This is a genomic window from Streptomyces sp. WAC07094 (genome assembly GCF_036320405.1).
GTDB lineage: Bacteria > Actinomycetota > Actinomycetes > Streptomycetales > Streptomycetaceae > Streptomyces > Streptomyces lannensis.
Map to the genome: position 1 here is coordinate 4116167 of NZ_JAVMJZ010000001.1, position 25070 is coordinate 4141236.

Genomic DNA, 25070 nt, shown 5'->3' on the forward strand with positions numbered 1-25070 from the left:
GGCACGCCTCGCGGTCAGGCCCCCGGCGACACCCCGCCGTCCGCGCCCCCGTCCGTCGCGGACGGGCCCGTCGGCTCGCCGCCACCGTCCGTGGGCGTGTCCGTCGGCTCGTCGGAGGGCGTCGTCTGCGTGGGCTTGTCCGTCGGCTGGTCCGGCGTCTGGGACGGCTGGGCCGGCGGCCGGCTGTAGGTCTGCGTGGGCGGGTCGGAGGGCGTGTAGTCCGAGCCGCTGCCCGTGTCCGAGCCGTCGTTCGTGGACGTGTCGGTCGAGTCGTCCGACTGCTGCTCGCTGGGCTGCTTCTCCTCGTGCGACTGCGTGACGGACGGGGACTCCGTCGTGCCGCCCCCGCCACCGCCGCCGCCCGTGGTGTTCAGCGCCAGCGCGACGCCCGCCACGACGGCGACGACCGCGAGGACGGCGAGGATCCACAGCTTGCCGCGGCCGCTGCCCTTGTTGCCGTGGCCCTCGAAACCGCCGTCGTCCCCGCCGCCGTACCTCGAAGGCATGATCGACTGGGGGATCTGCGTGGTTCCGGGCTCGCCGGGGTGCGGCATCACCGTGGTGCCCGCGAAGCCCGCCGCCGGGGTGTGCCGGCCGTCGTGCATGTCCACCGGGCCGGTGTTCCAGGTGCCCGTGTGGCTGCCCGGGTCGTACAGCATCTGCAGCGCGTACTGGACCAGGCCGCGCATCTCCTCGGCGGTCTGGAACCGGTCGTCCGGCTCCTTGGCGAGGGAGCGCATGACGAGCCCGTCCAGCTCCGGCGGCGCGGCGCCGTCCGAGATCCGGGACGGCGGCACCGGAAGGTCCTGGACGTGCTGGTACACCACGGACAGCGGTGTCTCACCGATGAACGGCGGACGCAGCGCGAGCAGTTCGTACAGGAGACAGCCCGTCGCGTACAGGTCGGACCGGTGGTCGACGGCCTTGCCGAGCGCCTGCTCCGGCGAGAGGTACTGCGGCGTGCCCATCACCATGCCGGTCTGCGTCATCGTCGTGGACGCCCCGTGCAGCGCGCGGGCGATGCCGAAGTCCATCACCTTGACGGCGCCGTTGTGAGTGATGATCACGTTCGCGGGCTTGATGTCTCGGTGCACGATGCCGTGCTGGTGCGAGTAGGCGAGCGCCTCCAGGACGCCCGAGACGATGATCAGGGCCTGCTCGGAACCGGGTGCCTCTGCGTTGAGCAGCAGATCGCGGATCGTGCGGCCCTCGACCAGCTCCATCACGATGTACGGCACCGGCTGCCCGCCGACGAAGTCCTCGCCGGAGTCGTACACGGCGACGATCGCATGGTGGTTGAGTCCGGCCACCGACTGTGCCTCGCGGGTGAAGCGGGCCTTGGCGACCGGGTCCTCGGCGAGATCCGAGCGGAGCAGCTTGACCGCGACGGTCCTGCCGAGGCGCACGTCCTCGGCCGCGAACACCTCGGCCATGCCGCCCCGGCCGAGTCTGCGGGTGAGCCGGTACCGGCCGTCCCCCACAAGCCCGCCGTTGCCCCACATGTCCGGTGTGTCCGACATCCCGCCGCCAGTCGCCTCGGGGTCGGACGGGCCCTGGGCGCGCTGCGTCTGTGCCATCAGTCCTCGCCGTCGTTTCTGCCCGCGGTCTGCGCGGTGGTTGTCACGGTCTCCGACGGGCCACGCTACAGGCTCCACGCAAGGCGCCGGTCCGGGACGAAGTCGAGACGGACCCTCCATGGAACCGTGCACGCGGTCCCACGTGCAAATCCCGTGTACCGCCCGTACAACGCCTGTAACGCTTGCGCGACGCTTCTTTCGCGTACGGTCACGGAACGGGCACCGAGCTTGACGTGTCACTGCCCTCGGGCAGACTTGGCCGGGAATGAGCCTGTCGATCACGGAACAACCGCGTCGATCGCCACACATACGAACAGGGATCACGGACCGCGGGAGCACATTCAGCCGCTGCCGCCGCGCCGATGGGGGACGCTGAAGATGAGCCAGGACGGCGCGCAGGGCCGCTATGCGGGGCGATCGGTCGCCGGGGGCCGCTACCAGCTGCGCGACTTGCTCGGCGAGGGTGGCATGGCCTCGGTGCATCTCGCATACGACACCGTGCTCGACCGCCATGTGGCGATCAAGACGCTTCACACGGAACTCGGTCGCGAACAGGCCTTCCGTGAGCGGTTCCGCCGCGAGGCGCAGTCCGTGGCGAAACTCACGCACACGAACATCGTGTCGGTGTTCGACACCGGGGAGGACGAGCTCGAAGGGCTGGCCACCCCGTACATCGTCATGGAGTACATCGAGGGCAAGCCGCTCGGCTCGGTCCTCGAGGAGGACGTCCGCCAGTACGGCGCGATGCCGGCCGACAAGGCCCTGAAGGTCACCGCCGACGTGCTGGCGGCCCTGGAGATCAGCCACGAGATGGGCCTGGTGCACCGGGACATCAAGCCGGGCAACGTCATGGTGACGAAGCGGAACGTCGTCAAGGTCATGGACTTCGGCATCGCCCGCGCCATGCAGTCCGGCGTCACCTCCATGACGCAGACGGGCATGGTGGTGGGCACCCCCCAGTACCTGTCCCCGGAGCAGGCCCTCGGCCGGGGCGTCGACGCGCGCAGCGACCTGTACTCGGTCGGCATCATGCTGTTCCAGCTCGTCACCGGACGGCTGCCGTTCGAGGCGGACTCGCCGCTGGCGATTGCCTACGCGCATGTGCAGGAGGAGCCGGTCGCTCCTTCGTCGATCAATCGCTCGCTGCCTCCCGCGGTGGACGCGCTGGTCGCCCGGTCCCTCAAGAAGAACCCCAACGAACGCTTCCCGAGCGCCGAGGCGATGCGCGACGAGTGCCTGCGCGTGGCCGCGTCCCTCACGGCCGCCGCGCCGAGTATCGTGCCGGGCGCCCGGACGTCCGACGGCGCCGGCGTGAGCTCCGCGGTCTTCCCGCCGGTCGACCGGGCGACGCCGCCCCCGCCGGGCCCGGTGCAGACGCCGTATCAGCCCGGCCCCTACGGCACGCCGTCGCCCGCGTACGGCTATCCGCAGCAGGGCGGCTACCAGGCACCGCCGCAGACCGCCGCGTACGCGCCCCAGCAGTCCGCCTCGACCCCGCCGCCGTACAACCTCTCGCCGCACTCGGGAGCGCCCGGCGGCGGCTCGGGCGGGCAGAAGGGCGGCCGGGGCGTGATCATCGGTTCGGGAGTGGTCGCCGTGGTCGCCATAGCCGGCCTGATCACGGCCCTGTTGCTGAACAACGGCAACAAGGACGACACGGGTGGCGGCCCCAGCAGCAGCACCACCGGATCGTCCTCGAGCGCGGTCGCCGGCCACAAGGGCCCGGACCTGACCAAGACGATCGAGACGACGAAGTGCACGGAGCCGGAGGAGTCGTACAACGACGACAAGAAGATCCGGGTGCCGGACTTCGTGTTCAAGAACATCCAGACCGTGAAGTCGTGCTTCCAGGCCGCCGGCTGGCGGATGAAGATCAAGAACTACGACGAGAACACCTACGGCGAGGGCACGGTCATGGACCAGTTCCCCTCCGCGGGTACGGACGTCGACCCGAAGTACATGCCGGAGATCGAACTGAGTGTGTCGACGGGCGACCCGTCGTGATCCGCTTCTGACACACGGCGAAGGGGCCCGGCACCTGCACGGTGCCGGGCCCCTTGCACGACTGGGCGTTCTACACGACTGGGCTTTCTACAGGTACGGGCCTCCGGAGCGACCGCCCGCGCGGGCGTCCTCCTCACCGTCGGGGGAGCCGACACCCGGCGGGAGGGCGCGGCGCATCTGCTCGAGCTGGGCCCGCGCCGCCATCTGCTGGGCGAACAGGGTGGTCTGGATCCCGTGGAAGAGGCCCTCGAGCCAGCCGACCAACTGGGCCTGGGCGATACGCAGCTCGGCGTCGCTGGGGATCGCCTCGTCCGTGAAGGGCAGTGAGAGCCGCTCGAGTTCCTCGACGAGTTCGGGGGCGAGGCCGTCCTCCAGCTCCTTGACGGAACTGGCGTGGATCTCCTTCAGCCGCTGCCGGCTCGCCTCGTCCAGAGGAGCGGCGCGCACCTCCTCCAGCAGCTGCTTGATCATGCTGCCGATGCGCATGACCTTCGCCGGCTGCTCCACCATCTCCGTCACCGGGACCTCGCGGGATTCGTCGTCCCCGGTGCCGCCGAGAGTCAATCCGTCCTGGCCCACGACCAGGATCTTCTGGGCGTTCTCCGACGACCTGTCGTTCCTCGGCATCTCCATGCGCCCATTCTCTCGCACCCGTACATCTCATCGGCCATGTGCCCCCCGTGGCGAGTGATCCACCCTCTCCCGGTGCTGCCGGACCGCGGTTGTCCCGGGGTTCCGGTCACGACGGCCGCGTACGGTCCGGTCCCTGCGGCGACCCCCGAGGGCCCTGGTCGCCGGACCGCCCTTCCTCGTGCGGCCCACTCGTGCGTTCCACCGGACGGGTGCATTCGGTCCAGCGGTTCGGCCCCGCCTCCTCCGGCGAGCGGGTGCGGCGTGCTGTCCTGCGCGCCCCGCCTCCGGCGGATGGTGACTCCCGCCCCGTCCGGGCGGCTCGGCCCCCGTCCACCCGGCTCCGGTGCCTGTACGGACCCGGTGCGCGCCCCATGTTCGGTACTCGGTCCGCATTCGTCCCGGGCCGCGTTCCGGCATCGCCGGCGAGCCATCCGCAGCGGGCGGGCCGGGGGAGTCCCGGCCGCCGTGCCGCCCCTCGGGGCCGCGCGGCCGAGATGCCGGAGTCCGAAGTCCGTGTGACGCTGAAGCCGTTGATCTTGCCGCCCGACCACGGGAGGGGGTCACGCTGGTGACTCCAAGGCTGTGTACACCGTCCACGCTCCGCGCACTCCGTGTGGCCGTTGCGCCGCCGGTCCTCATGACGACCGGTCTGCTGTGGATATCCGCCGCCTACGGTGTTCCACCCGGGAACGGACCCGGTCTTCCGCATGGCCACCGGACCGCCGCCTCGTCCACCGTCCGGTCCGCGCCCGGTACCGGATCCCCCGACGCGGCCGCCCGACAGGCGGACGACGCCCGGTCCACGCACCTCGCCCGCGGCTCCGTTGCACCGTCCCGCGCCCTCGCGCTCTCAACGGGGCAGACGGCTGCCGCCGCAACCTTCCCGCACGCCCCCGAGCGCGGGCACTCCGTCCCGGTCGGCGCCGCGTCTGCATCCGGGCACCAGGACTCGGGCCCCGCGCGTCTCTGGCCCGCGATGCCCCCCTTGCCCCTCGGCGCGTTCCCTCTCACCAACGGGACGTCCGCCCTGCTCGGCCTCGTACCGGCCCCCGTGCGCAAGGCGCCGCCCGGCGCCGCCGGTGCCCCCGCCTCCGGGCACTCCGCCGCCCGTCTGCCCGCCATCGAGCCCTCGTCCGGCGCCTCCCGTGCGGGCAGCGAGGCGGGCGAGGGACGGGCGCGGCCCGGACGGGCGGACGCGGCACCGCAGGACGAGCCGACCGGCCCGATGGACCCGGACTCGACGGCACCGGATGTCCTGCCGTCCGTCGACGCAACGGCCGAGGCGGTCGGCCCCGCCGCGTCCTCCCCCGCTCCCTCGCAGAAGCCGGCCGTCCTCGCCCGGGAGGCCGCCACCTCGCAGCCCGTGGTGGAGATACTGCCCCTCGGCAGCGGCCTGGTCCTCGTCGGTGCCGGACTGGCGCTCGCGCTTCTGGCTCTGCGCCTGCGCCGGGAATGACCGTCACGTCCGCCTACGACGTCACAAGCAGCACCTTTCCGATGTGGCCGCTGTCCTCCAGCACCTGGTGGGCCGCGGCCGCGTCGTTCATCGGGATCTCCCGGTCGACGACCGGGCGGACGTGACCGGAGGCGATCAGCGGCCAGACATGCTCACGCACCGCCGCAACGATCGCCGTCTTCTCGGCGAGCGGACGCGCCCGCAGCGAGGTCGCGGTGATCGCCGCCTGCTTGCGCAGCAGCGTGTTGATGTTCAGCTCGCCCTTGACCCCGCCCTGCATGCCGATGATCGCCAGGCGTCCGTTCAGGGCGAGCGCCTGGACATTGCGGTCGAGGTACTTCGCGCCCATGTTGTCGAGGATGACGTCCGCGCCCTCCCCTGCCGTGGACTCCCGGATCTCCTCCACGAAGTCCTGCTCGCGGTAGTTGATCAGCACGTCCGCGCCCAGTTCCGCGCAGCGCTCCAGCTTCTCCTTGCTGCCCGCGGTGACCGCGACCTTGGCGCCCACCGACTTGGCCAGCTGGATCGCCATCGTGCCGATGCCGCTGGATCCGCCGTGCACGAGCAGCGTCTCGCCCGGGCGCAGATGGGCCACCATGAAGACGTTCGACCAGACCGTGCAGGTCACCTCGGGGAGCGCGGCCGCCTGGCGGAGATCGAGCCCCTCGGGCACGGGCAGCAGCTGCCCCGCGGGGACGACGACCTTCTCGGCGTACCCGCCGCCGGCGAGCAGCGCACAGACCTCGTCACCGACGGCCCATCCCGAGACCCCGGGGCCGAGCGCGGCGACACGGCCCGAGCATTCCAGGCCGGGGTATGGGGACGCACCGGGCGGAGGGTTGTAGAAACCCTGCCGCTGCAGGACATCGGCGCGGTTGACGGCACTGGCCACCACCTCGACCAGCACCTCACCCTCACCGGGGACGGGATCGGGGACCTCGGTCCACACCAGCGCCTCGGGCCCACCTGGTTCAGGAATCGTGATCGCGTACATGAAAGGGACGCTACTCCTCGAGGTGTGCCGCCCAGGACCCGCGCAACCGTTTTCCGAGCTGGGGGACCGGACATCGGACACCCCCGCCGCGGAATTTCACCCGATGCGACGAGGCGTTCGTCCGGTCGGCGCGTGAGCGGAGGGTCGGATCGGACGTTTCACGTGAAACATGGCCCTTTCCTCAGACCCCTGCCGGCGTCCTCACACCCTGCCGATTTCCTCAGACCGCCGCCGGCCTCCCGCTACCGGCCGGACACGGTGCGGCTCACGGATCCGGTGCAGCTCACCCCACCCATGGCCAGGGCAGATCGAGGAGTTCCAGTTCCTGACCCGGCCGGGCGCCGCCGGGCGGTACAACCGCGAGCGCGTCCGCTGCGGCGATGCCGCGCAGCATCGCCGGGCCGTTGTAGTGGAGCGGCACGGCGTGATCGCCGCGCACCGAGACGGGGATGAGCCGGGTGTCGTGCGGATGGCCGTGGACGGAGTCGCTCAACACCTGCGTGCACGGCTCCGTTTCAGTCCGGCCGCCGAGAATGCGCAGCAGCGGCTCGGCGAGTGTGAGCAGTCCGGACACCGCCGCGAGGGGGTTGCCGGGCAGACCGACCAGATGCTGGTCCTCACGCAGGCGGGCGAGGAGCATGGGGTGGCCGGGGCGCACCTTCACCCCGTCCACCAGGAGTTCGGCTCCGGCGCGGCGCAGGGTGGGATGGACGTGGTCCACCGGGCCCGAGGCCGTGCCCCCGGTCGTGACGATCAGGTCGGCCGTCGAGGACGTGATCGCCCGGTACAGGGCCTCGGCGTCGTCCCCCAGCCTGCGGACGGCCACCACGTCGGCGCCGAGGGCACGCAGCCACGGCGGCAGCATCGGACCGAGCGCATCCCGGATGAGACCGTCCCTCGGCGCGCCCCCGGTCAGCAATTCGTCGCCCAGGACCAGGACCTCGGCCCGCGGCCGCGGCAGCACGGTCAGATCGTCGTAGCCTGCGGCCGCGGCAAGTCCGAGCACGGCCGGGGTGACCTGGGTACCGAGCGGCAGCAGTCGGTCCCCGCTGTGGCACTCCTGCCCCCGCGGCCGGATGTCCTGACCGTGCACGAGCGTGGCGGTCCCCCCGGCACGAGCGGAGCCCGCGGCCCGGGGGCCGGCCTGCAGTCGTCCCTTGTCGTCGGTGTGCCCGTGTTCGCTGCGCAGGACGGCGGTGGCGCCTGGCGGGACACGCGCCCCGGTGGCGATCCGCACGGCCTCGCCGTCGCCTAGGGGGGCGTGCTCGGCGTGGCCGGCGAGGATCCCCTCCTCCCGCACGTCCCAGGGACCGGGACCCGCGACCGCCCAGCCGTCCATGGCCGAGGTGTCGAAGGAGGGCAGATCGGTGAGCGCCGTGAGGGGGGCCGCGAGAACCAGGCCTAGCGCCGCCTCGAGGGGGACGCCGACCGGTTCCCGGCGTGACACGGACCGGGCGGCGCGCTCGGCGACGGTCCGGGCCTCGGACCAGGGCATGGCCTCGTCCCGTGCGCCGTGTTTCGACGATCCGGCGGCCGGGGAACGTTTCTCCGCCGTGCCGTCCGGGGCCGGCGCACGGGTGTCCTCGCGCCCGGCCGGACGGCGCATGGATGCGGGTGCATCCGCGCCGGCTGCCGCGAGGGGCACGCCGGGTCCCGGGCCGTGCGGGTCCCGTTCCCGGACCAGGGCGAGCGCCTCGTCCAGATCCGGGTCCTGCCGCTCCCCGGGCGGACGGGCGGGGCGGGTCTCCTGCGGACGGCGGCCCCGACCCCCGCTCTCGTTGGCCACGGCCAGGGCCTCCTCCACATAGCGTTCCTCGGTGTCCAGGTTGCCCTGGGCGCCCGGCCCGGTCACTCCGTGTCCGGCTTGGCCTCGGCGGAGTCCTCGTCCGCCCAGCGCAGGGCCAGCGCGGCGGCCTTGCGGGCGGCCTCGGCGACCGCCTCCGGCCCGCCGCCCGACTGCGCGGCCGCATAGCCGACGAGGAACGTCGTCAACGGAGCCGCGGGACGGGCCACACCATGTGCGGCGTCGCGGGCGAGGTCCAGGAGAACACCGGTGTCGACGTCGAGGTCGATGCCCAGTTCGTCCTTGACTGCGGAAATCCATTCATCCAACACGTGCTCATGCTCCCTGATACGTGTCCGGGCGGTGGCGATGTCGTCCCAGGTGTCGCAGTCGAACGACGCGACGGGGTCGCAGATGCGTACAAGGCCCAGCCGGGCGACCAGGCGCCGCAGCGGAAGGCCGTTCAGACCGGCGTGCTCGTCGGACAGCCGGGCCAGCTCGCGGCGCAGGGCCGCGCTGCGGTAGGCGGCGACGAGGGTCTGGTCACGACCTTCGCCGTCGGTGAGCACGGCGCCCTCGGCGTCGCTCGACGCGAGTCCGCCCAGCAGCCGTCGCAGCGTCTGCTGGTCCAGGAAGGGCAGATCGGCGGAGAGTACAACGACGTACCCGGCCGTGGTCCGGCTCAGGCCCGCGTCGAGCGCGGCCACCGGTCCGCCGCCGGGAGGCTCCTCACGGGCCCAGACCACCGGCCGCGCGGTCGGCCTGGGCTCGGCGACGACCACCGTGGTGGCCGCGCCGGCACAGGCCGCGAGCACTCGGTCGAGCAGTGGCCGCCCGCCGATGCGTACACCGGGTTTGTCGGCACCGCCGAGCCGTCGTGCGGCACCGCCGGCCAGCACGACGGCGTCGTAGCCGTCGACGCCCGGGGCGCCCGAGGTATCGCTCGCGGTCATGCCCCGAGTATGGGCGCCGCGTGGATCATTGCCACCCCCGCGCACACCGGCCGTGCGCGGGAGCTTGCTCACAGTTTCAGCGGCGTCCGGTCGTCGACGCTGCTCAGAGGGTGCGCAGCAGCACCGCCGGCTGTTCCACACAGTCCGCCACATACCGCAGGAAGCCGCCCGCCGTACCGCCGTCGCACACCCGGTGGTCGAAGGTGAGCGAGAGCTGCACGACCTGCCGCACCGCCAACTCCCCCTCGTGCACCCATGGCTTGGGGACGATACGGCCGACACCGAGCATGGCCGCCTCCGGGTGGTTGACGATCGGTGTGGAGCCGTCGACACCGAACACGCCGTAGTTGTTCAGCGTGAAGGTCCCGCCGGTCAGATCGCCGGGGGTGAGTGTCCCGGCGTGTGCGGCCTCGGTCAGCCGGACGAACTCCGCGGTCAGCGTCTCGGCGTCCCTCGTGTGCGCGTCCCGCACGACGGGGACCACGAGTCCGCGGTCGGTCTGCGCGGCGAACCCGAGATGCACCTGGTCGAGCAGGACGATCTCGCGGGCTTCCGTGTCGACGGTGGAGTTGAGCTCGGGGAAACGGCCGAGCGCGGAGGTGCAGATTCGGGCCAGCAGCGCGAGCAGGGAGATCTTCGATCCGCCGGCCGCGTTCATGGCGGTCCGTGCACGCATGAGTTCCGTCGCGTCGGCGTCCACCCAGCAGGTCGCGTCCGGGATCTCGCGACGGCTGCGGGAGAGCTTGTCGGCGACGGCACCGCGCAGGCCCTTGAGGGGGATGCGGGTGCCCGCGGTGGCCGCCGGGCGCGCGGAGGTGCCCGCCGCGGCGGCGATCGTCGCGGACGCTTCCGTCCCGAGGGCACTCGGCGCGGACACGGTCGCGGTGGCCACCGTGCCGGCACGGACCTTGACCGCCGAGACCCTGATGGCGTCCTCCACGTCCGCCCGCAGGATCAGCCCGTCCGGCCCGGAACCCGCCAGCCGCCGCAGGTCCAGGCCGTTCTCACGGGCGAGTCTGCGGACGAGCGGGGAGATCACCGGGACGGGCCCTTCGGGCCGCTCCGGGGCGTCGCCGCGAGGAGTTCGGACCATCGCGTCGGGAGCGGAGCCGGGTGCCGCCGCAGCCGGGGGCCGTTCGGCCACGGCCGGGGCGGGGCGGGCCACACCGTCCGCGGTAGGCGCCACGGGCCGGGACGTCCGCACCCGGCGACGGCGGGCCGGGGCGGCGGACGTCCCGTACCCGACCAGCACGTTCCCGGAGGACTCCTCGGCCGGTTCGGCGGCGGCCCCGACGGCGACCGTCAACAACGGCGCACCCACGGGCAGTTCCGCGCCCTCCTCACCGAAGCGGGCCGTGACCACGCCCCCGTAGGGGCAGGGCACCTCGACCATGGCCTTGGCCGTCTCGACCTCGACGACCGGCTGGTCGACCGCGACGACGTCGCCCACCTGGACCAGCCAGCGGACGATCTCCGCCTCGGTGAGCCCCTCCCCGAGGTCGGGCAGCCTGAACTCCAGGACCTGGGCCATCAGCTCCCCGCCTCCCACTGCAGGCGCCCCACGGCGTCCAGGATCCGGTCGACACCCGGCAGGTGGTGGCGCTCCAGCATGGGCGGCGGATACGGGATGTCGAACCCGGCCACGCGCAGCACCGGCGCCTCCAGGTAGTGGAAGCAGCGCTCGGTCACCCGCGCGGCGATCTCGCCGCCGGGGCCGCCGAAACCGGTCGACTCGTGCACCACCACGGCCCGGCCCGTGCGGCGCACGGACGCGGTCACCGTCTCGTCGTCGAACGGGACCAGGGAGCGCAGATCGACGACCTCGAGGTCCCAGCCCTCGGCGCGGGCCGCCTCGGCGGCCTCCAGGCAGACGGGCACCGACGGGCCGTAGGTGATCAGCGTGGCGCTGCGGCCCGCGCGCCGGACGACCGCACGGCCTATGGGCTCGACCGTCTGCGGCTCCTCGGGGTTCCAGGAGTCCTTGGACCAGTACAGCCGCTTGGGCTCGAAGAAGACGACCGGGTCGTCGGACGCGATCGAGGCGCGCAGCAGACCGTAGGCGTCGGCGACCGTCGCGGGCGTGACGACATGGAGCCCCGGAGTCGCCATGTAGTACGCCTCGGAGGAGTCGCTGTGGTGCTCGACACCGCCGATACCGCCCCCGTAGGGGATACGGATGGTGATCGGCAGCGGCATCGCGCCGCGGGTACGGTTGCGCATCCGCGAGACATGGCTGACGAGCTGCTCGAACGCCGGATAGGCGAACGCGTCGAACTGCATCTCCACGACCGGACGCAGGCCGTACATCGCCATGCCGACGGCCGTGCCGAGGATGCCCGCCTCGGCCAGCGGGGTGTCCGTGCAGCGGTCCTCGCCGAACTCCTTGGCGAGCCCGTCGGTGACCCGGAAGACACCGCCGAGCGTGCCCACGTCCTCACCCATGACGTGCACGGACGGGTCGGCCGCCATGGCGTCGCGCAGCGCCCGGGTCAGCGCCTGCGCCATGGTGGCCGGCTTGAGGGCAACGGTCGTCATCGCCCGGCTCCTTCCGGTCCGGCGGCCTCCGCGTCCAGCTCCGCCTGCACCTGGGTCTCCTGCTCGAGCAGTTGTGTGGTGGGCTGGGCGTACACGTGGGCGAAGAGGTCCATCGGGTCCAGTGGCGCGTCCTGGTTCATCCGTGCCCGCAGGTCCGCCGCCATCGCCTCGGCGTCGTCGCGCGCGGCCCGTATCCCGTCCTCGTCGAGCAGTCCGCGCTCGGTCAACTCGCGCTCCAGCAGCAGGATCGGGTCGTGGTCGCGCCATGCCTCGACCTCGGCGTCACCGCGGTAGCGGGTCGCGTCGTCGGCGTTCGTGTGGGCGTCCATGCGGTAGGTCACGGCCTCGATGAGCGAGGGACCGCCGCCGGCGCGCGCATGGCGCACGGCGTCGCCGAGGACCTCGTGCACGGCGGCCGCGTCGTTGCCGTCGACCAGGCGGCCCGGCATGCCGTACCCGACGGCCTTGTGGGCCAGGGAGGGCGCCGCGGTCTGCTTGTCCAGCGGGACGGAGATCGCGAAGCCGTTGTTCTGGACCAGGAAGACGACCGGCGCCTGCCAGACGGCGGCGAAGTTCATCGCCTCGTGGAAGTCGCCCTCGCTGGTGCCGCCGTCGCCGACCAGGGCGAGCGCGACCACGTCGTCGCCCTTCAGGCGCGCCGCGTGCGCGAGGCCCACGGCGTGCGGCAGCTGGGTGGCGAGCGGGGTGGACAGGGGGGCCACGCGGTGCGCGTACGGGTCGTAGCCGGTGTGCCAGTCGCCGCGCAGCAGCGTCAGGGCCTCGACCGGGTCCACGCCGCGGGCGACGACGGCCAGCGTGTCGCGATAGCTGGGGAAGAGCCAGTCGCGCTCCTCGAGCACGAGCGCGGCGGCGACCTGGCAGGCCTCCTGACCGGTGCTGGAGGGGTAGACGGCCAGACGGCCCTGCTTGGTGAGCGCTGTCGCCTGCGTGTTGTACCGGCGGCCGCGCACCAGCTGCGCGTGGAGCAGTCGCAACAGCTCCGGGTCGGCCTTGGCGGCCGCCTCGGTGCCGAGGACGCGGTAGGGCAGTGCGTCGGGCAGCAGCGGAGCGGGGTCGGTACGGGGCTGCCAGGCGGGCGGCGGTGTGGGCCGGTAGGCGCCCCGCTGCTCCATGACCGTCATGACGGCACCTCCTCGTGGGAGCGGCTTCAGGCGCGCCACGGGAGTGGCGCCTCACCTACCGATTGTTCGGTCGTCGGCACATTTTGGCTACAGGCGCCTCCAGGCTGTGGACAAACGGTTCTCCACAACCTGAGATGTACGCAGTACGTCCATGGTAGAGAGGCGGGGGCGCATGGCACCTGAACAAATGGCCGAGCCGCCGGAGCGCGGCTCCGCGCCGTCGGTTCCCCGCCCTCTCGACGCCATCGACCGCGACATTCTGCAGATCCTCCAGTCGGACGGCCGTGCCTCCATACGGGCGGTCGCCGAGCGTGTCCACGTCTCGCGGGCCAACGCCTACGCCCGGATCAACCGGCTCATCGACGACGGTGTGATCCGCGGTTTCGGCGCCCGGGTGAACCACGAGCGCGCCGGCCACAGCACCTCCGCGTACATCACCCTCAAGATCGTCCAGAACTCCTGGCGCACGGTCCGCGAGCAGCTGCGCATGCTGCCGGGCGCCTCCCACATAGCCCTGGTGGGCGGCGACTTCGACGTACTGCTGCTGGTGCACACCCCCGACAACAGGGCGCTGCGCGAACTGGTCCTCACCCGGCTCCAGGCGATCCCCGAAGTGCTCAGCACACGCACACTGCTGGTGTTCGAGGAAGAAGACCTGGAACCGGAGCGCTGATCCGGCGCAGGGCGCGCGCCGGCCGGCCTCAGCCGTCGCCGCGCAGCCCGGAGAAGACCAACTGCACGACGGCGTCGGCGACTTCCCGCTCGCCGATACCGCGCCCCTCGGGCCGGTACCACTCCACGATCGAGTTGATCATCCCGAAGACGAGCCGCGTGGCGAGCCGCACCTCCACATCGCCGCGGACGTCCCCGTCGGCGGCCGCGGCCTTGAGCAGCTCGGCGACCCGGTGGTCGAACTCACGACGCCGCTCCAGCGCCCACCGCTCGGTAGCGGTGTTGCCGCGCACCCGCAGCAGCAGCGTCACATAGGGAAGTTCCGCGGTGAGCACCTCGACCATGCGCCGCACCACGTACTCCAGCCGCCGCACGGCACGCCCCTCGCGTGCGTGCTCCTCGTCCAGGATCCCGAAGAGGCCGTCCAGCGCCCGGCTGACGGCGCGGCGCAGCAGCTCCTCCTTGCCCGCGACATGGTGGTAGATCGACGACTTGGAGATGCCGGCCGCCTTGGAGAGGTGCTCCATGGAGGTGCCGTCGTAGCCCCGCTCGTTGAAGACCTGCACGGCGACGGAGAGCAGGGTCTCCGGGGTGTACGTGTCGCGTTTGGCGGTGGTCATGGGGTGCCCTCCCGCTTCTCGGAGGCGTACGCGTGGCGGTAGAGCGCGAGGGACGGGGCGTACCGTCCGGAGGGGTCCCGCATGTGCAGGTCGTCCAGGAGGTCGTAGGCCCAGCTGCGGCCGAGCCTGCGGCTCCATTCGAACGGGCCGAGGGGGTAGTTGACGCCGAGACGCATCGCGGTGTCGATGTCCTCCTCGGTGGCCACGCCCTTGGCGACCGCGTCGTGCGCCAGGTCGACGATCCGGGCGACCGTGCGGGCGATGATCATTCCGGGCACGTCCCCGATCACGCTGACGTCCTTGCCGAGCGCCTGGAAGAGCCCGATGGCCTCGGCGAGGGTGCCGTGCGAGGTGTCCTGGGAGGCGGACAGGGCGATCCGGGTCGCCTTGCGGTAGTCGAGTGCCAGGTCGAAGTAGACGACGTCGCGGAACTCCACGGAGGTCTGCCCGTCGGCGAGGGCGAGCTGGCCCCCGCCCGGCAGCACAAGACGGGTGCCGTGGTCCTCGTCGTCCTCCCGGACACCGATGCCCGCCTCGCGTATCAGCGCGAGCAGTTCGGATGCGGGCCCCAGGTCGCCCTCCGCGACGACGTACGCGGGCGGCTGCGCCCTCTCCGCTGTGTGCGGCTCGGAACGCTCCGCGTCGTCCGCGTAGTCGTACCAGCCCTGTCCGCTCTTGCGGCCGAGCCGGCCCGACTCGACCAGCCGCCGCTGGGCCAGCGACGGGGTGAACCGCACGTCCTGGAAGAAGGACTCCCACACGGAGCGGGTGACGGACTCGTTGACGTCCTGCCCGATGAGGTCGGTCAGCTCGAAGGCGCCCATGCGGAAGCCGCCGGACTCGCGCAGGACCGCGTCGATGGTGGCGGGGTCGGCGGCCTGCGCCTCGAGGACCGCGAACGCCTCCGCGTAGAAGGGCCGGGCGATGCGGTTGACGATGAAGCCGGGGGTGTCCGCGCAGGCCACCGGGGTCTTGCCCCAGGCGCGGGCCGTCTCGTACGCGCGCGTCGCCGAGGTGACGTCGGTGGCGAACCCGGAGACGACCTCCACGAGCGGCAGCAGCGGTGCGGGGTTGAAGAAGTGCAGGCCGACGAAACGGCCCGCGTTGCGCAGGGCGCCGCCGACGGCCGTCACGGACAGGGACGAGGTGTTGGTGGCGAGCAGGCAGTCGTCGCCGACGACGTCCTCCAGCTCCCGGAACAGCTGCTGTTTGACGTCCAGCCGTTCCAGCACCGCCTCGACGACGAGCGAGCAGTCCGCCAGTTCCGCCAGGGTCTCGGCCGGCAGCAGCCGGTCGCGGGCCGCGTCCCGCTCGGCACCGCTGAGCCGGTCCTTCTCGACGAGCCGGTCTAGACGGGCGCCGATCGCGGCCGCCGCCTCCCCGGCGCGGCCCGGGACGGCGTCGTACAGCCGTACGCGATGGCCGGCCACCAGCGCGACCTGGGCGATGCCCTGGCCCATGGTGCCGGTGCCCACGACGGCCACGGGGCTACTGAGGTCCAGTGCTGTCATGTGCGCGATCCTCCCGCACGGGGTTTTCCACAGATGCGGCGGTCCCCCTTGTACCGACCGATCGTTCGGTTACTCTAACTCTGTCCGCCTGTTCCTGCCCAGGTCATGAGTTCAAGGAAGAGCTCGAGAGACGAGGAGTTGGTCCCGCATGGCCGCCGAACTCACCGCGCACCAGCTGATCGCCCAGCACCGGCCCACCCTCGACCAGACGCTGGAAGCGATCCGCACGCGCGCGTACTGGTCCCCGCACCCCGAGCACCCCAAGGCCTACGGCGAGGGCGGCAGCCTGGACGCGGCGGCCGGCAAGGCCGCCTTCGACGCCCTCCTGGGCACCCGCCTCGACCTCGGCCAGCCCGGCACGGACGACTGGGCGGGCGACGAAGTGTCGCCGTACGGGATCGAGTTGGGGATCACCTACCCCCACGCCGACATCGACGCCCTGCTGCCCGCCATGCGCGCGGGCCAGAAGGCCTGGCGCGACGCGGGCGCCGAGATGCGCGCGATGGTGTGCCTGGAGATCCTCAAGCGCATCAGCGACCGGACGCACGAGTTCGCGCACGCGGTCACGCACACCAGCGGCCAGGCCTTCATGATGGCGTTCCAGGCCGGCGGGCCCCACGCGCAGGACCGCGGCCTCGAAGCGGTCGCCTACGCCTACGTGGAGCAGATCCGCACCCCGGACACCGCGGAGTGGACCAAGCCCCAGGGCAAGCGTGACCCACTGGCCCTCACCAAGACGTTCAAGCCGGTCCCGCGCGGCATCGCACTGCTCATCGGCTGCAACACCTTCCCGACGTGGAACGGCTACCCGGGTCTGTTCGCCTCCCTGGCCACGGGCAACGCGGTCCTGGTCAAGCCCCACCCGCGGGCGGTACTGCCGCTCGCGCTCACCGTGCAGGTGGCCCGGCAGGTGCTCGGCGAGGCGGGCTTCGACCCGAACCTGGTGGCCCTGGCCACCGAGCGCCCCGGCGAGGGCATCGCCAAGACGCTCGCGGTGCGCCCGGAGATCCGGATCATCGACTACACGGGCTCGACGGCGTTCGGCGACTGGCTCGAGGCCAACGCCCGTCAGGCGCAGGTCTACACGGAGAAGGCCGGCGTCAACACGGTGCTTGTGGAGTCGACGGACGACTACAAGGGGATGCTGTCGAACCTGGCGTTCTCGCTGTCGCTGTACAGCGGCCAGATGTGCACCACCCCGCAGAACCTGCTGATCCCCCGGGACGGCATCGCCACCGACGAGGGCCCGAAGTCGTACGACGAGGTGGTCGCCGATCTCGCACGGTCGGTGGACGGCCTGCTCGGCGACGACGCCCGCGCGAACGCCCTGCTCGGAGCGATCGTGAACCCCGACGTCAAGGCCCGCCTGGAGGCGGCGGCCGGACTCGGCGAGGTCGCGCTGGCCTCGCGGGAGATCGTCAACCCGGAGTTCCCGGGCGCGGTCGTCCGCACACCGGTGATCGTGAAGCTGGACGGCGCCAAGCCGGACGCGGAGGCCGCCTACATGAGCGAGTGCTTCGGCCCGGTCGCCTTCGCCGTCGCCGTCGACTCGGCCGCCGACGCGGTGGATCTGCTGCGGCGCACCATCCGGGACAAGGGCGCCATGACCGTCGGCGCGTACACCACCTCCGAGGAGGTCGAGCAGGCCGTCGAGGAGACCTGTCTTGAGGAGTGCGCGCAGCTCTCGCTGAACCTGACCGGCGGGGTGTACGTCAACCAGACGGCCGCCTTCTCCGACTTCCACGGCTCGGGCGGCAACCCCGCGGCCAACGCCGCCCTGTGCGACGGCGCGTTCGTGGCGAACCGCTTCCGCGTGGTGGAGGTGCGCAGGGAGGCGTAGGCCGCCTCAGGCGGGTGCGCCCCCGGTGGCGCTCCAGTGGTACAGCGTCATGGCCACACTGGTCGCGAGGTTGTAGCTGGAGACCTGGGGGCGCATCGGCAGGGCCACCAGGTGGTCCGTGCGGGCGCGCAGCTCGGCGGACAGACCGGTGCGTTCGGAGCCGAACGCGAGGACGGCGTCGTCGGGGAGCTTCAGTCCGCGGATGTCCTCGCCCTCCGGGTCCAGCGCGAACAGCGGGCCCGGCGGCAGCTCGGCCACGGTCAGCCGCTCCACCGCGGTAGCGAAGTGCAGCCCGGCCCCACCGCGGACCACCGTCGGATGCCACGGGTCGAGGGTGCCCGTCGTGACCACCCCGGTCGCGCCGAAGCCGGCCGCGAGCCGGATCACCGCGCCCGTGTTGCCCAGGTTGCGCGGATTATCGAGAACGATCACGGGTGCGCTGCGGCCGGGGCGAGCGAGGGTCTCCAGGTTGGCCTCACGCGAGGGACGCTCGGCGAGGGCGGCGACCCCGGTGGGATGCGGACGGGGCACCAGGCTCCGGTACGCGTCCTCGGGGATCTCCGTCAGGAGCGTCTCCAGGGTGACGCGGACATCGGGGGCCAGTTCGTCGGCGAGGGCGAGTGCCGCGCGCCGGTCGGTGGTGACGGCCACCGGGACGTGCGCGTGGAACCGCACCGCGTGCTTGAGCGCGTGGAAGCCGTCGAGCAGCACGGAGGCATCGGCAAGCCGGTGCCAGGTGCTCAGCGGGGCGGCGGTGCCGCGGGCCGGATCCGTCATGCCGTGCAGCCTACGTGCGGCGCCGGCCGGACCCCGCGCGGATCACGGCCGCCCGGCCGGACGGCGGGCGTGCACTGTGCGGCCCGGGCCGCAGGACCCGTTTGTGGCACCCCAGCGTTGCGGCCCCCTCGTGCTGCCCGCTGCGTACGATCCGTTCGCGGCGCCTGAGCCGTACGGCCCTCTCGTGCTGCCCGATGCGCACTGCCCTCTCGTGGCGCCCGCGCCGTAGGACCCCATCGTGCTGCCCGGGCCGTGCGCCTCGGGAGCACGGCCCGGACAGGCGCACCCCGGCCCAGGAGCGTCGATGCGCGGCTCACGCCCTCGCACCGGCGGGCGTGTGCTCGGCAGTCTCCTCGGCCGTCGGCGGGGCCTCCTTCCGCGGTCCGGGCAGAGCGAGACGGGCAAGGCCTCCGCGGACGAACCGTCCGCGCACGCGACCCGCCTCCGCGCCCACCCGGCGCAGGAAGGACGTCGGCAGGAACACGGCATCGGCCGCGATCATCGCGAGCGAGAAGAAGGGCAGCCCGAGCACCACGGCGATCACCGCGTGCTCGGTCATCATGGCCGCCAGCAGGACGTTCTTCGCCCGCCGGTTGAGCAGGGTGAACGGGAAAGCGACCTGCACGGCGACCGTTCCGTACGTCACCAGCAGCACGATCACGCCGTACGAGGACATCAGATCGGACAGGGCGGGCCACGGCGTGAAGTAGTCGAGGTGGAGCGGGTAGTAGACCGCGGTGCCGTCCTGCCAGCGGGAACCCTGGATCTTGTACCAGCCGGCGGTCGAATAGATCAGACACGCCTCGGCCATGATCACGAACAGGGCCGCGTTGTGGACGGCGTTGGCGACGACGTCCAGCAGGATGCGCGGCTGGGAGTGCGGGGCGCGCCTGCCCACGTACCACCACAGACCGTGCACGGCCCACAGCACCCAGAACAGGACGACCCAGCCGACGCCGAGGAAGCCCGCGCCCGTCACCACGGCCAGCGCGAGGCCGACCGCACACCACAGAACGGGGCCCGCCCGGTCGGGCGCCGGGAACTCGCCGCGCGCGCGTGCCGCCCGGGCCCGCCGTGCGCGCCGCTCGTCCAGGGACCACACCTGCCCGCAGCGCGTGAACACCAGGTATATCGCCATCAGATGGATGACGTTGTCGCCGCCGTCACCCACGAAGACGCTGCGGTTCTGCAGCGACAGCACGCCGATCATGAACAGCACGGACATCGTGCGGGTACGCCAGCCGACCAGCAGCAGGGCGCTCGAGAGCAGCGCGAAGACGTAGACGGTCCCGAACCACACCTGGCTGCCGGACCACGTCAGGACGGTGAAGGCGTGGTTGCCCGCGACGAGCTGCCGGGCCATGTCCAGGCTCCACGGCGCGTCCGGCCCGTACATCTCCTGCCGGTGGGGGAACTCCCGCAGCAGGAAGAGCAGCCAGGTGCCCGCGAACCCGATACGGACGACCGCCGTCTGGTAGGGGCCGAGGGCGGCCTCAGTGACGCGGCCGATCCCGCGCGAGACGGCCAGAGCGAACCGGCTCATCAGGCGTTCACCCCCGACCGCTCGCTCTCCGGCACCGACCACCAGGGCAGCTCACGGTAGACGGGCGTCCTGGACACCTTCTCGTCGCTCCATCGGGGAGGCGGCACATTGGTGGTACTGGAGCGGACCTGGACCCGTGCGAAGGAGTCCCCGCGGCCGAGCGCGTGCTCACGGCCGAGGCGCATCACGACCAGGCGGCGCAGGTAGTCCTCGGACAGGGCGCCGCGCAGACCCGAGGGCCGGTTCGCGGTGTCGTGCGCGCCGAGGTAGAAGTCCCAGGCGCGGCGCAGTTCGTTCTGCTGGCTGTGGCTCGGCAGCGGATTGCCGTGGATGGCGGCGCCGTCGAGTGCGGACAGGTCGTACCAGCCGGTCGTCCGTACACCGCCGTCCGCGGTGAGCACCTCGGCGCGGACCTGGACGTCGATGTTCTGCTGCAGCGGGTTCGGGGCGAACAGCTTCCAGTTCTGCTCGAACTCGGGATAGATCCAGTCGTCGATCGCCCTGCCGTGCTTCTTTGTAAGGGTGTTCGACGGCGCGACGTGCAGGAAGACCATCCCGACGTGCACACAGGCGGCGACTGCGACGACCGCGAGCGCCAGAGCGGCGGCTATCTGGTACCGCAGGGAGAGGGCCGCCATGCCGCGGCGAGGTGCGACCGGAATCACGCCGCCGGGATCCGCGACAGGGGCGGGCGGCGGTCCGTGCGGGTCCATGGCCCCCGGAACGGGGCCGCCCCTTTCCATGAGCCGCGCGACCTCGCCCGTCTCGTCCGGGCGTGCACCGTCCGGGCCCGAAGCACCTGTGTCGCCGCCCGCACCACCGGAGACCGGACCGCTCTCGCCCGCAGCATCCGCGGTCCTGCCCGCCTCACCCGGAGCCGCACCGTCCGGGCCCGGAGCAGGTGCGACGTCGTCCGCCGGCGGATTCTCCCGCTCGTCCCGCGCGACACCCGCGGGCAGGCGGGACACCGGGGCGTCGGAATCGCCCGGCCGGTCCTCCGGCTTCTCGTCGTACGTGTCCATCCCGCCCCGTCTTTCGAGCCTCGCCTGCCTCGATGCCCTGCCGCGCGCACCAGGACCGTCCGGCAGCTGCCGTCACCGCCACGGACCGCATCACCCGTTCGCAGCACGGCGCCGTACGTGCACCGGAACCGTACTCAGACCCACCCGTACCGCACACCCCAATGGACACAGCGGCCGCACCACGGCTCGGAGGTTGTCCACAGCAGTTGACACCCTACGGCGCCGCGGCCCACCATTGAATTCAACGGACCGAACGATCGGTCGGGAGACGGAATGGTCGAGGGGGACCGCATGGCGACAGCAGCAGCGCACCGGACGGCCCACGCGGACGGCGCGGCGCAGGAGGACACATCGGCCTTCCAAGCCGCCTTCGACGCCGCCGTGGCCGCCGAGGAGCGCATCGAGCCGCGTGACTGGATGCCCGACGCCTACCGGGCCACCCTGGTCCGGCAGATCGCCCAGCACGCGCACTCCGAGATCATCGGCATGCAGCCGGAGGCCAACTGGATCACCCGCGCCCCCTCCCTGCGCCGCAAGGCGATCCTGATGGCCAAGGTCCAGGACGAGGCGGGCCACGGCCTGTATCTGTACAGCGCGGCGGAGACGCTCGGCACCGGCCGGGACGAGCTGCTGGACAAGCTGCACACCGGTCGGCAGAAGTACTCCTCGATCTTCAACTACCCCACCCTGACCTGGGCGGACGTCGGCGCCATCGGCTGGCTGGTGGACGGCGCCGCGATCACCAACCAGGTGCCCCTGTGCCGCTGCTCCTACGGCCCGTACGCGCGCGCCATGGTCCGCATCTGCAAGGAGGAGTCCTTCCACCAGCGTCAGGGCTACGAGCTGCTGCTCTCCCTCAGCCGGGGAACCGCCGAGCAGCACGCGATGGCCCAGGACGCGGTGGACCGCTGGTGGTGGCCGTCCCTGATGATGTTCGGCCCGCCCGACGACGAGTCGGCGCACTCCGCGCAGTCGATGGCGTGGAAGATCAAGCGGCACTCGAACGACGAGCTGCGCCAGCGCTTCGTGGACATCTGCGTCCCCCAGGCCGAATCCCTCGGCCTCACGCTCCCCGACCCGGCTCTCGTCTGGAACGAGGAGCGGGGCCACCACGACTTCGGCCCCATCGACTGGACGGAGTTCCACGACGTCCTCAAGGGCAACGGCCCCTGCAACGACCAGCGGATAGCGCGGCGCAGGCAGGCACACGACGAAGGCGCATGGGTACGAGAGGCGGCCGCGGCCCACGCGGCGAAGCACGGCAACGCCGGGACGGGAGCGACGCACGCATGACGAACACCGACTGGCCCCTGTGGGAGGTCTTCGTGCGCTCGCGCCGCGGCCTCTCGCACACCCACGCCGGCAGCCTGCACGCCCCGGACGCCGAACTGGCCCTGCGCAACGCACGCGATCTCTACACCCGGCGGGGCGAGGGCGTCTCGATCTGGGTCGTCCCGTCCTCCGCCATCACGGCGTCCTCGCCGGACGAGAAGGACCCCTTCTTCGAGCCGGCCGCCAACAAGCCGTACCGGCACCCGACGTTCTACGACATCCCGGAAGGGGTGAAGCACCTGTGACCGCCACCGTGCACACATCGGCCGCGCTGGTCCTCGGCGACGACGCCCTGGTGCTCTCACACCGCCTGGGGGAGTGGGCCGGGCTCGCACCCGTGCTCGAAGAAGAGGTCGCCCTCGCCAACATCGCCCTGGACCTGCTCGGCCAGGCCCGGGTACTGCTGTCGATGGTGGGCGACGAGGACGAACTCGCCTACCTCCGCGAGGAGCGTGCCTTCCGCAATCTGCAGCTGGTGGAGCAGCCCAACGGCGACTTCGCGCACACCATCGTCCGCCAGCTGTACTTCTCCACCTACCAGCGCCTCCTCTACGGTCGGCTGGCCGAGGGCCAGGGCGAGTTCGCCGGTCTCGCGGCCAAGGCGGTCAAGGAGGTCGCCTACCACCAGGACCACGCCGAGCAGTGGACGCTGCGGCTCGGCGACGGCACGGACCTCAGCCATGAGCGGATGTCACGCGCCTGCCGGTCGCTGTGGCGGTTCACGGGTGAGATGTTCCTCCCGGTCGAGGGCGTGGACGTCGACTGGACGGGCATGAAGGACGCCTGGCTGGAATCGGTGAGCGACGTACTGCGACGGGCCACCCTGGAGGTCCCGCAGGGACCGCAGTCCGGCGCGTGGACCGCCGGCGCGGGGCGGCAGGGCCTGCACACCGAATCCTTCGGGCGGATGCTCGCCGAGATGCAGCATCTGCACCGCAGCCACCCGGGTGCGACATGGTGACGACCACGGCTCTCGAAGAGGAACTGCGCCGGCTGGCCGGTTCGGTCCCCGACCCGGAGCTGCCCGTGCTCACCCTCGAGGAACTGGGCGTCCTGCGGGCCGTCCACGCCCGCGGCACGGACACGGTGGAGGTCGAGCTGACCCCCACCTACACCGGATGCCCCGCCATCGAGGCGATGTCCCTGGACATAGAGCGGGTCCTGCACGCCCACGGTGTACGGGACGTCGTCGTCCGCACCGTACTCGCTCCCGCCTGGTCCACCGACGACATCACCGACGAAGGCCGCCGCAAGCTGCGGGAGTTCGGGATAGCGCCCCCACGGCGGCACCACGAGGCATCCGGCCCGGTGGCCATCCGGCTGGGCCCGACGCGTACGGCGGCCGAGGCGCCCCACCCGGAGGACGAGCCCGTGCGCTGCCCGCACTGCGGATCCTCCGCGACCGAACTGCTCAGCCGCTTCTCCTCCACCGCGTGCAAGGCACTGCGCCGCTGCCTGGACTGCCGCGAACCGTTCGACCACTTCAAGGAGTTGTGATGGCCCGGTTCCACCCGCTCCCGGTGGCCGCGGTCGACCGGCTGACCGACGACTCCGTGGCACTGACGTTCTCCGTGCCGCCCGCCCTGCGCGAGGAGTACCGGCACGCCCCCGGCCAGCACCTGGCACTGCGCCGGACCGTCGACGGCACGGACGTGCGCCGCACCTACTCGATCTGCTCCCCCGCCCCGGCACCGGACGGTGCGGCCCCGAGCACACTGCGGGTCGGAGTACGCCTGGTCGACGGCGGGGCCTTCTCCACGTACGCGCTCAAGGAGATCGCCGTCGGCGACGAGCTCGAGGTGATGACCCCGGCGGGCAGGTTCACTCTGGATCCCGCACCCGGGCTGTACGCGGCGGTGGTGGGCGGCAGCGGGATCACACCGGTGCTGTCGATCGCGACAACCCTGCTGGCACGGGAGCCCGGGGCGCGGTTCTGCCTCATACGCAGCGACCGGACGTCCGCCTCCACGATGTTCCTGGAGGAGGTCGCCGACCTCAAGGACCGCTTCCCCGCGCGGTTCCAGCTGGTCACGGTGCTCTCCCGGGAGGAGCAGCAGGCGGGCCTGCCGTCCGGGCGGCTGGACCAGGAGCGGCTGTCCGGGCTGCTGCCGGCACTGCTGCCGATCGAGGAGGTGGCCGGCTGGTTCCTGTGCGGGCCGTTCGGGCTGGTGCAGTCCGCGGAGCGGGCTCTTCGCGGGCTCGGGGTGGCGCGGAAGCGCATCCACGAGGAGATCTTCCATGTGGACGCCGGAACCCTGGTCGCGCCGGCCGTGCCCGCGCCCGCACACAGCACGGTGACCGCCCGGCTCGACGGACGCGGCGGAAGCTGGCCGGTGCAGGACGGCGAATCGCTGCTGGAGACGGTGCTGCGCAACCGCCCCGACGCCCCCTACGCCTGCAAGGGCGGGGTGTGCGGGACCTGCCGTGCCTTCCTGGTCTCCGGCGAGGTGCGCATGGACCGCAACTTCGCGCTGGAGCCGGAGGAGACGGAGGCGGGCTATGTACTGGCCTGCCAGTCCCACCCGGTCACGGAGAAGGTGGAGCTCGACTTCGACCGATGAACGGCGCTGAGCCCCGGCACGGATGAGCGAAGGAGCCGTGCCCGACGGCAGTGCGGTGCCCGGCCGTTCCCTTCTTCTAGAACCTGTTCTATCTTGACGCACCGTCAGGGAACCG

Annotated in this window: 22 protein-coding genes; 9 read left to right on the top strand and 13 right to left on the bottom strand. The window is 72.0% G+C overall.

Annotated elements, in window-relative coordinates:
- Window positions 1-14 precede the first annotated feature (14 nt).
- Complete coding sequence (locus tag RCR19_RS18120; protein ID WP_331266102.1) at window positions 15-1577, bottom strand: protein kinase; 1563 nt, start codon at window positions 1575-1577, stop codon at window positions 15-17.
- Between the two features lie 378 nt (window positions 1578-1955).
- On the opposite strand from RCR19_RS18120, the gene RCR19_RS18125 reads away from it, so the two are divergent.
- The gene (locus tag RCR19_RS18125) at window positions 1956-3581 is read left to right on the top strand and encodes a protein kinase (RefSeq protein ID WP_331266103.1); all 1626 of its coding nucleotides are present in this window, start codon (window positions 1956-1958) and stop codon (window positions 3579-3581) included.
- 87 nt (window positions 3582-3668) lie between these two features.
- Here the strand turns inward: RCR19_RS18125 and RCR19_RS18130 are convergent, their stop codons facing one another.
- Window positions 3669-4214, bottom strand: coding sequence for a bacterial proteasome activator family protein (locus RCR19_RS18130; protein WP_331266104.1), 546 nt, complete (start codon window positions 4212-4214; stop codon window positions 3669-3671).
- A 976-nt stretch (window positions 4215-5190) separates the two neighbouring features.
- Here RCR19_RS18130 and RCR19_RS18135 point away from each other — a divergent pair.
- Window positions 5191-5670, top strand: coding sequence for a hypothetical protein (locus RCR19_RS18135; protein WP_331266105.1), 480 nt, complete (start codon window positions 5191-5193; stop codon window positions 5668-5670).
- A gap of 13 nt (window positions 5671-5683) precedes the next feature.
- Here RCR19_RS18135 and RCR19_RS18140 read toward each other — a convergent pair whose 3' ends face one another.
- The 6 genes from RCR19_RS18140 to pdhA form a co-directional block, all read right to left on the bottom strand.
- Complete coding sequence (locus RCR19_RS18140) at window positions 5684-6664, bottom strand: NAD(P)H-quinone oxidoreductase (protein WP_331266106.1); 981 nt, start codon at window positions 6662-6664, stop codon at window positions 5684-5686.
- Between the two features lie 283 nt (window positions 6665-6947).
- Window positions 6948-8366: a molybdopterin molybdotransferase MoeA gene (locus RCR19_RS18145; protein WP_331269477.1), complete on the bottom strand. Its 1419-nt coding sequence runs from the start codon at window positions 8364-8366 to the stop codon at window positions 6948-6950.
- A 146-nt stretch (window positions 8367-8512) separates the two neighbouring features.
- Entirely contained in the window at window positions 8513-9400 is an 888-nt protein-coding gene (locus RCR19_RS18150) for an NTP transferase domain-containing protein (protein ID WP_331266107.1), read from the bottom strand.
- A 103-nt stretch (window positions 9401-9503) separates the two neighbouring features.
- A complete protein-coding gene (locus RCR19_RS18155; protein ID WP_331266108.1) occupies window positions 9504-10931 on the bottom strand; it encodes a dihydrolipoamide acetyltransferase family protein in 1428 nt (475 codons plus the stop codon).
- The gene (locus RCR19_RS18160; RefSeq protein ID WP_331266109.1) at window positions 10931-11935 is read right to left on the bottom strand and encodes an alpha-ketoacid dehydrogenase subunit beta; all 1005 of its coding nucleotides are present in this window, start codon (window positions 11933-11935) and stop codon (window positions 10931-10933) included. Before RCR19_RS18160 ends, RCR19_RS18155 begins: the two co-directional genes overlap by 1 nt.
- Complete coding sequence (gene pdhA, locus RCR19_RS18165) at window positions 11932-13077, bottom strand: pyruvate dehydrogenase (acetyl-transferring) E1 component subunit alpha (RefSeq protein WP_331266110.1); 1146 nt, start codon at window positions 13075-13077, stop codon at window positions 11932-11934. The genes RCR19_RS18160 and pdhA overlap by 4 nt, the downstream gene beginning before the upstream one ends.
- Window positions 13078-13264: 187 nt before the next feature.
- On the opposite strand from pdhA, the gene RCR19_RS18170 reads away from it, so the two are divergent.
- The gene (locus RCR19_RS18170; RefSeq protein WP_059130361.1) at window positions 13265-13750 is read left to right on the top strand and encodes an Lrp/AsnC family transcriptional regulator; all 486 of its coding nucleotides are present in this window, start codon (window positions 13265-13267) and stop codon (window positions 13748-13750) included.
- Window positions 13751-13778: 28 nt separating this feature from the next.
- Here the strand turns inward: RCR19_RS18170 and RCR19_RS18175 are convergent, their stop codons facing one another.
- Complete coding sequence (locus RCR19_RS18175) at window positions 13779-14369, bottom strand: TetR/AcrR family transcriptional regulator (protein WP_331266111.1); 591 nt, start codon at window positions 14367-14369, stop codon at window positions 13779-13781.
- A complete protein-coding gene (locus RCR19_RS18180; RefSeq protein ID WP_331266112.1) occupies window positions 14366-15880 on the bottom strand; it encodes a 3-hydroxyacyl-CoA dehydrogenase in 1515 nt (504 codons plus the stop codon). The genes RCR19_RS18175 and RCR19_RS18180 overlap by 4 nt, the downstream gene beginning before the upstream one ends.
- 148 nt (window positions 15881-16028) lie before the next feature.
- On the opposite strand from RCR19_RS18180, the gene paaN reads away from it, so the two are divergent.
- Window positions 16029-17720: a phenylacetic acid degradation protein PaaN gene (paaN, locus tag RCR19_RS18185; RefSeq protein WP_331266113.1), complete on the top strand. Its 1692-nt coding sequence runs from the start codon at window positions 16029-16031 to the stop codon at window positions 17718-17720.
- Between the two features lie 6 nt (window positions 17721-17726).
- Here paaN and RCR19_RS18190 read toward each other — a convergent pair whose 3' ends face one another.
- The 3 genes from RCR19_RS18190 to RCR19_RS18200 all read right to left on the bottom strand — a co-directional run bounded on the left by RCR19_RS18190 (window position 17727) and on the right by RCR19_RS18200 (window position 21062).
- Entirely contained in the window at window positions 17727-18497 is a 771-nt protein-coding gene (locus RCR19_RS18190) for a TrmH family RNA methyltransferase (RefSeq protein WP_331266114.1), read from the bottom strand.
- 313 nt (window positions 18498-18810) lie between these two features.
- A complete protein-coding gene (locus RCR19_RS18195) occupies window positions 18811-20040 on the bottom strand; it encodes an HTTM domain-containing protein (RefSeq protein WP_331266115.1) in 1230 nt (409 codons plus the stop codon).
- Window positions 20040-21062, bottom strand: coding sequence for a DUF5819 family protein (locus tag RCR19_RS18200; protein WP_331266116.1), 1023 nt, complete (start codon window positions 21060-21062; stop codon window positions 20040-20042). The genes RCR19_RS18195 and RCR19_RS18200 overlap by 1 nt, the downstream gene beginning before the upstream one ends.
- A 291-nt stretch (window positions 21063-21353) precedes the next feature.
- Between RCR19_RS18200 and paaA the strand changes: the two genes are divergently transcribed.
- The 5 genes from paaA to RCR19_RS18225 are packed head-to-tail and all read left to right on the top strand — an operon-like array spanning window position 21354 to window position 24955.
- The gene (paaA, locus tag RCR19_RS18205; protein ID WP_059130451.1) at window positions 21354-22355 is read left to right on the top strand and encodes a 1,2-phenylacetyl-CoA epoxidase subunit PaaA; all 1002 of its coding nucleotides are present in this window, start codon (window positions 21354-21356) and stop codon (window positions 22353-22355) included.
- Window positions 22352-22639: a 1,2-phenylacetyl-CoA epoxidase subunit PaaB gene (gene paaB, locus RCR19_RS18210; RefSeq protein ID WP_331266117.1), complete on the top strand. Its 288-nt coding sequence runs from the start codon at window positions 22352-22354 to the stop codon at window positions 22637-22639. The genes paaA and paaB overlap by 4 nt, the downstream gene beginning before the upstream one ends.
- Window positions 22636-23355 carry a 1,2-phenylacetyl-CoA epoxidase subunit PaaC gene (gene paaC / locus RCR19_RS18215; RefSeq protein ID WP_331266118.1) on the top strand — a complete coding sequence of 240 codons (720 nt, stop codon included), beginning with the start codon at window positions 22636-22638 and terminating at the stop codon, window positions 23353-23355. Before paaB ends, paaC begins: the two co-directional genes overlap by 4 nt.
- Window positions 23349-23891, top strand: a complete 543-nt coding sequence (gene paaD / locus RCR19_RS18220; RefSeq protein WP_331266119.1) for a 1,2-phenylacetyl-CoA epoxidase subunit PaaD — start codon at window positions 23349-23351, stop codon at window positions 23889-23891. Before paaC ends, paaD begins: the two co-directional genes overlap by 7 nt.
- A complete protein-coding gene (locus tag RCR19_RS18225; protein ID WP_331266120.1) occupies window positions 23891-24955 on the top strand; it encodes a 2Fe-2S iron-sulfur cluster-binding protein in 1065 nt (354 codons plus the stop codon). The genes paaD and RCR19_RS18225 overlap by 1 nt, the downstream gene beginning before the upstream one ends.
- The last annotated feature ends 115 nt before the right edge of the window (window positions 24956-25070 follow it).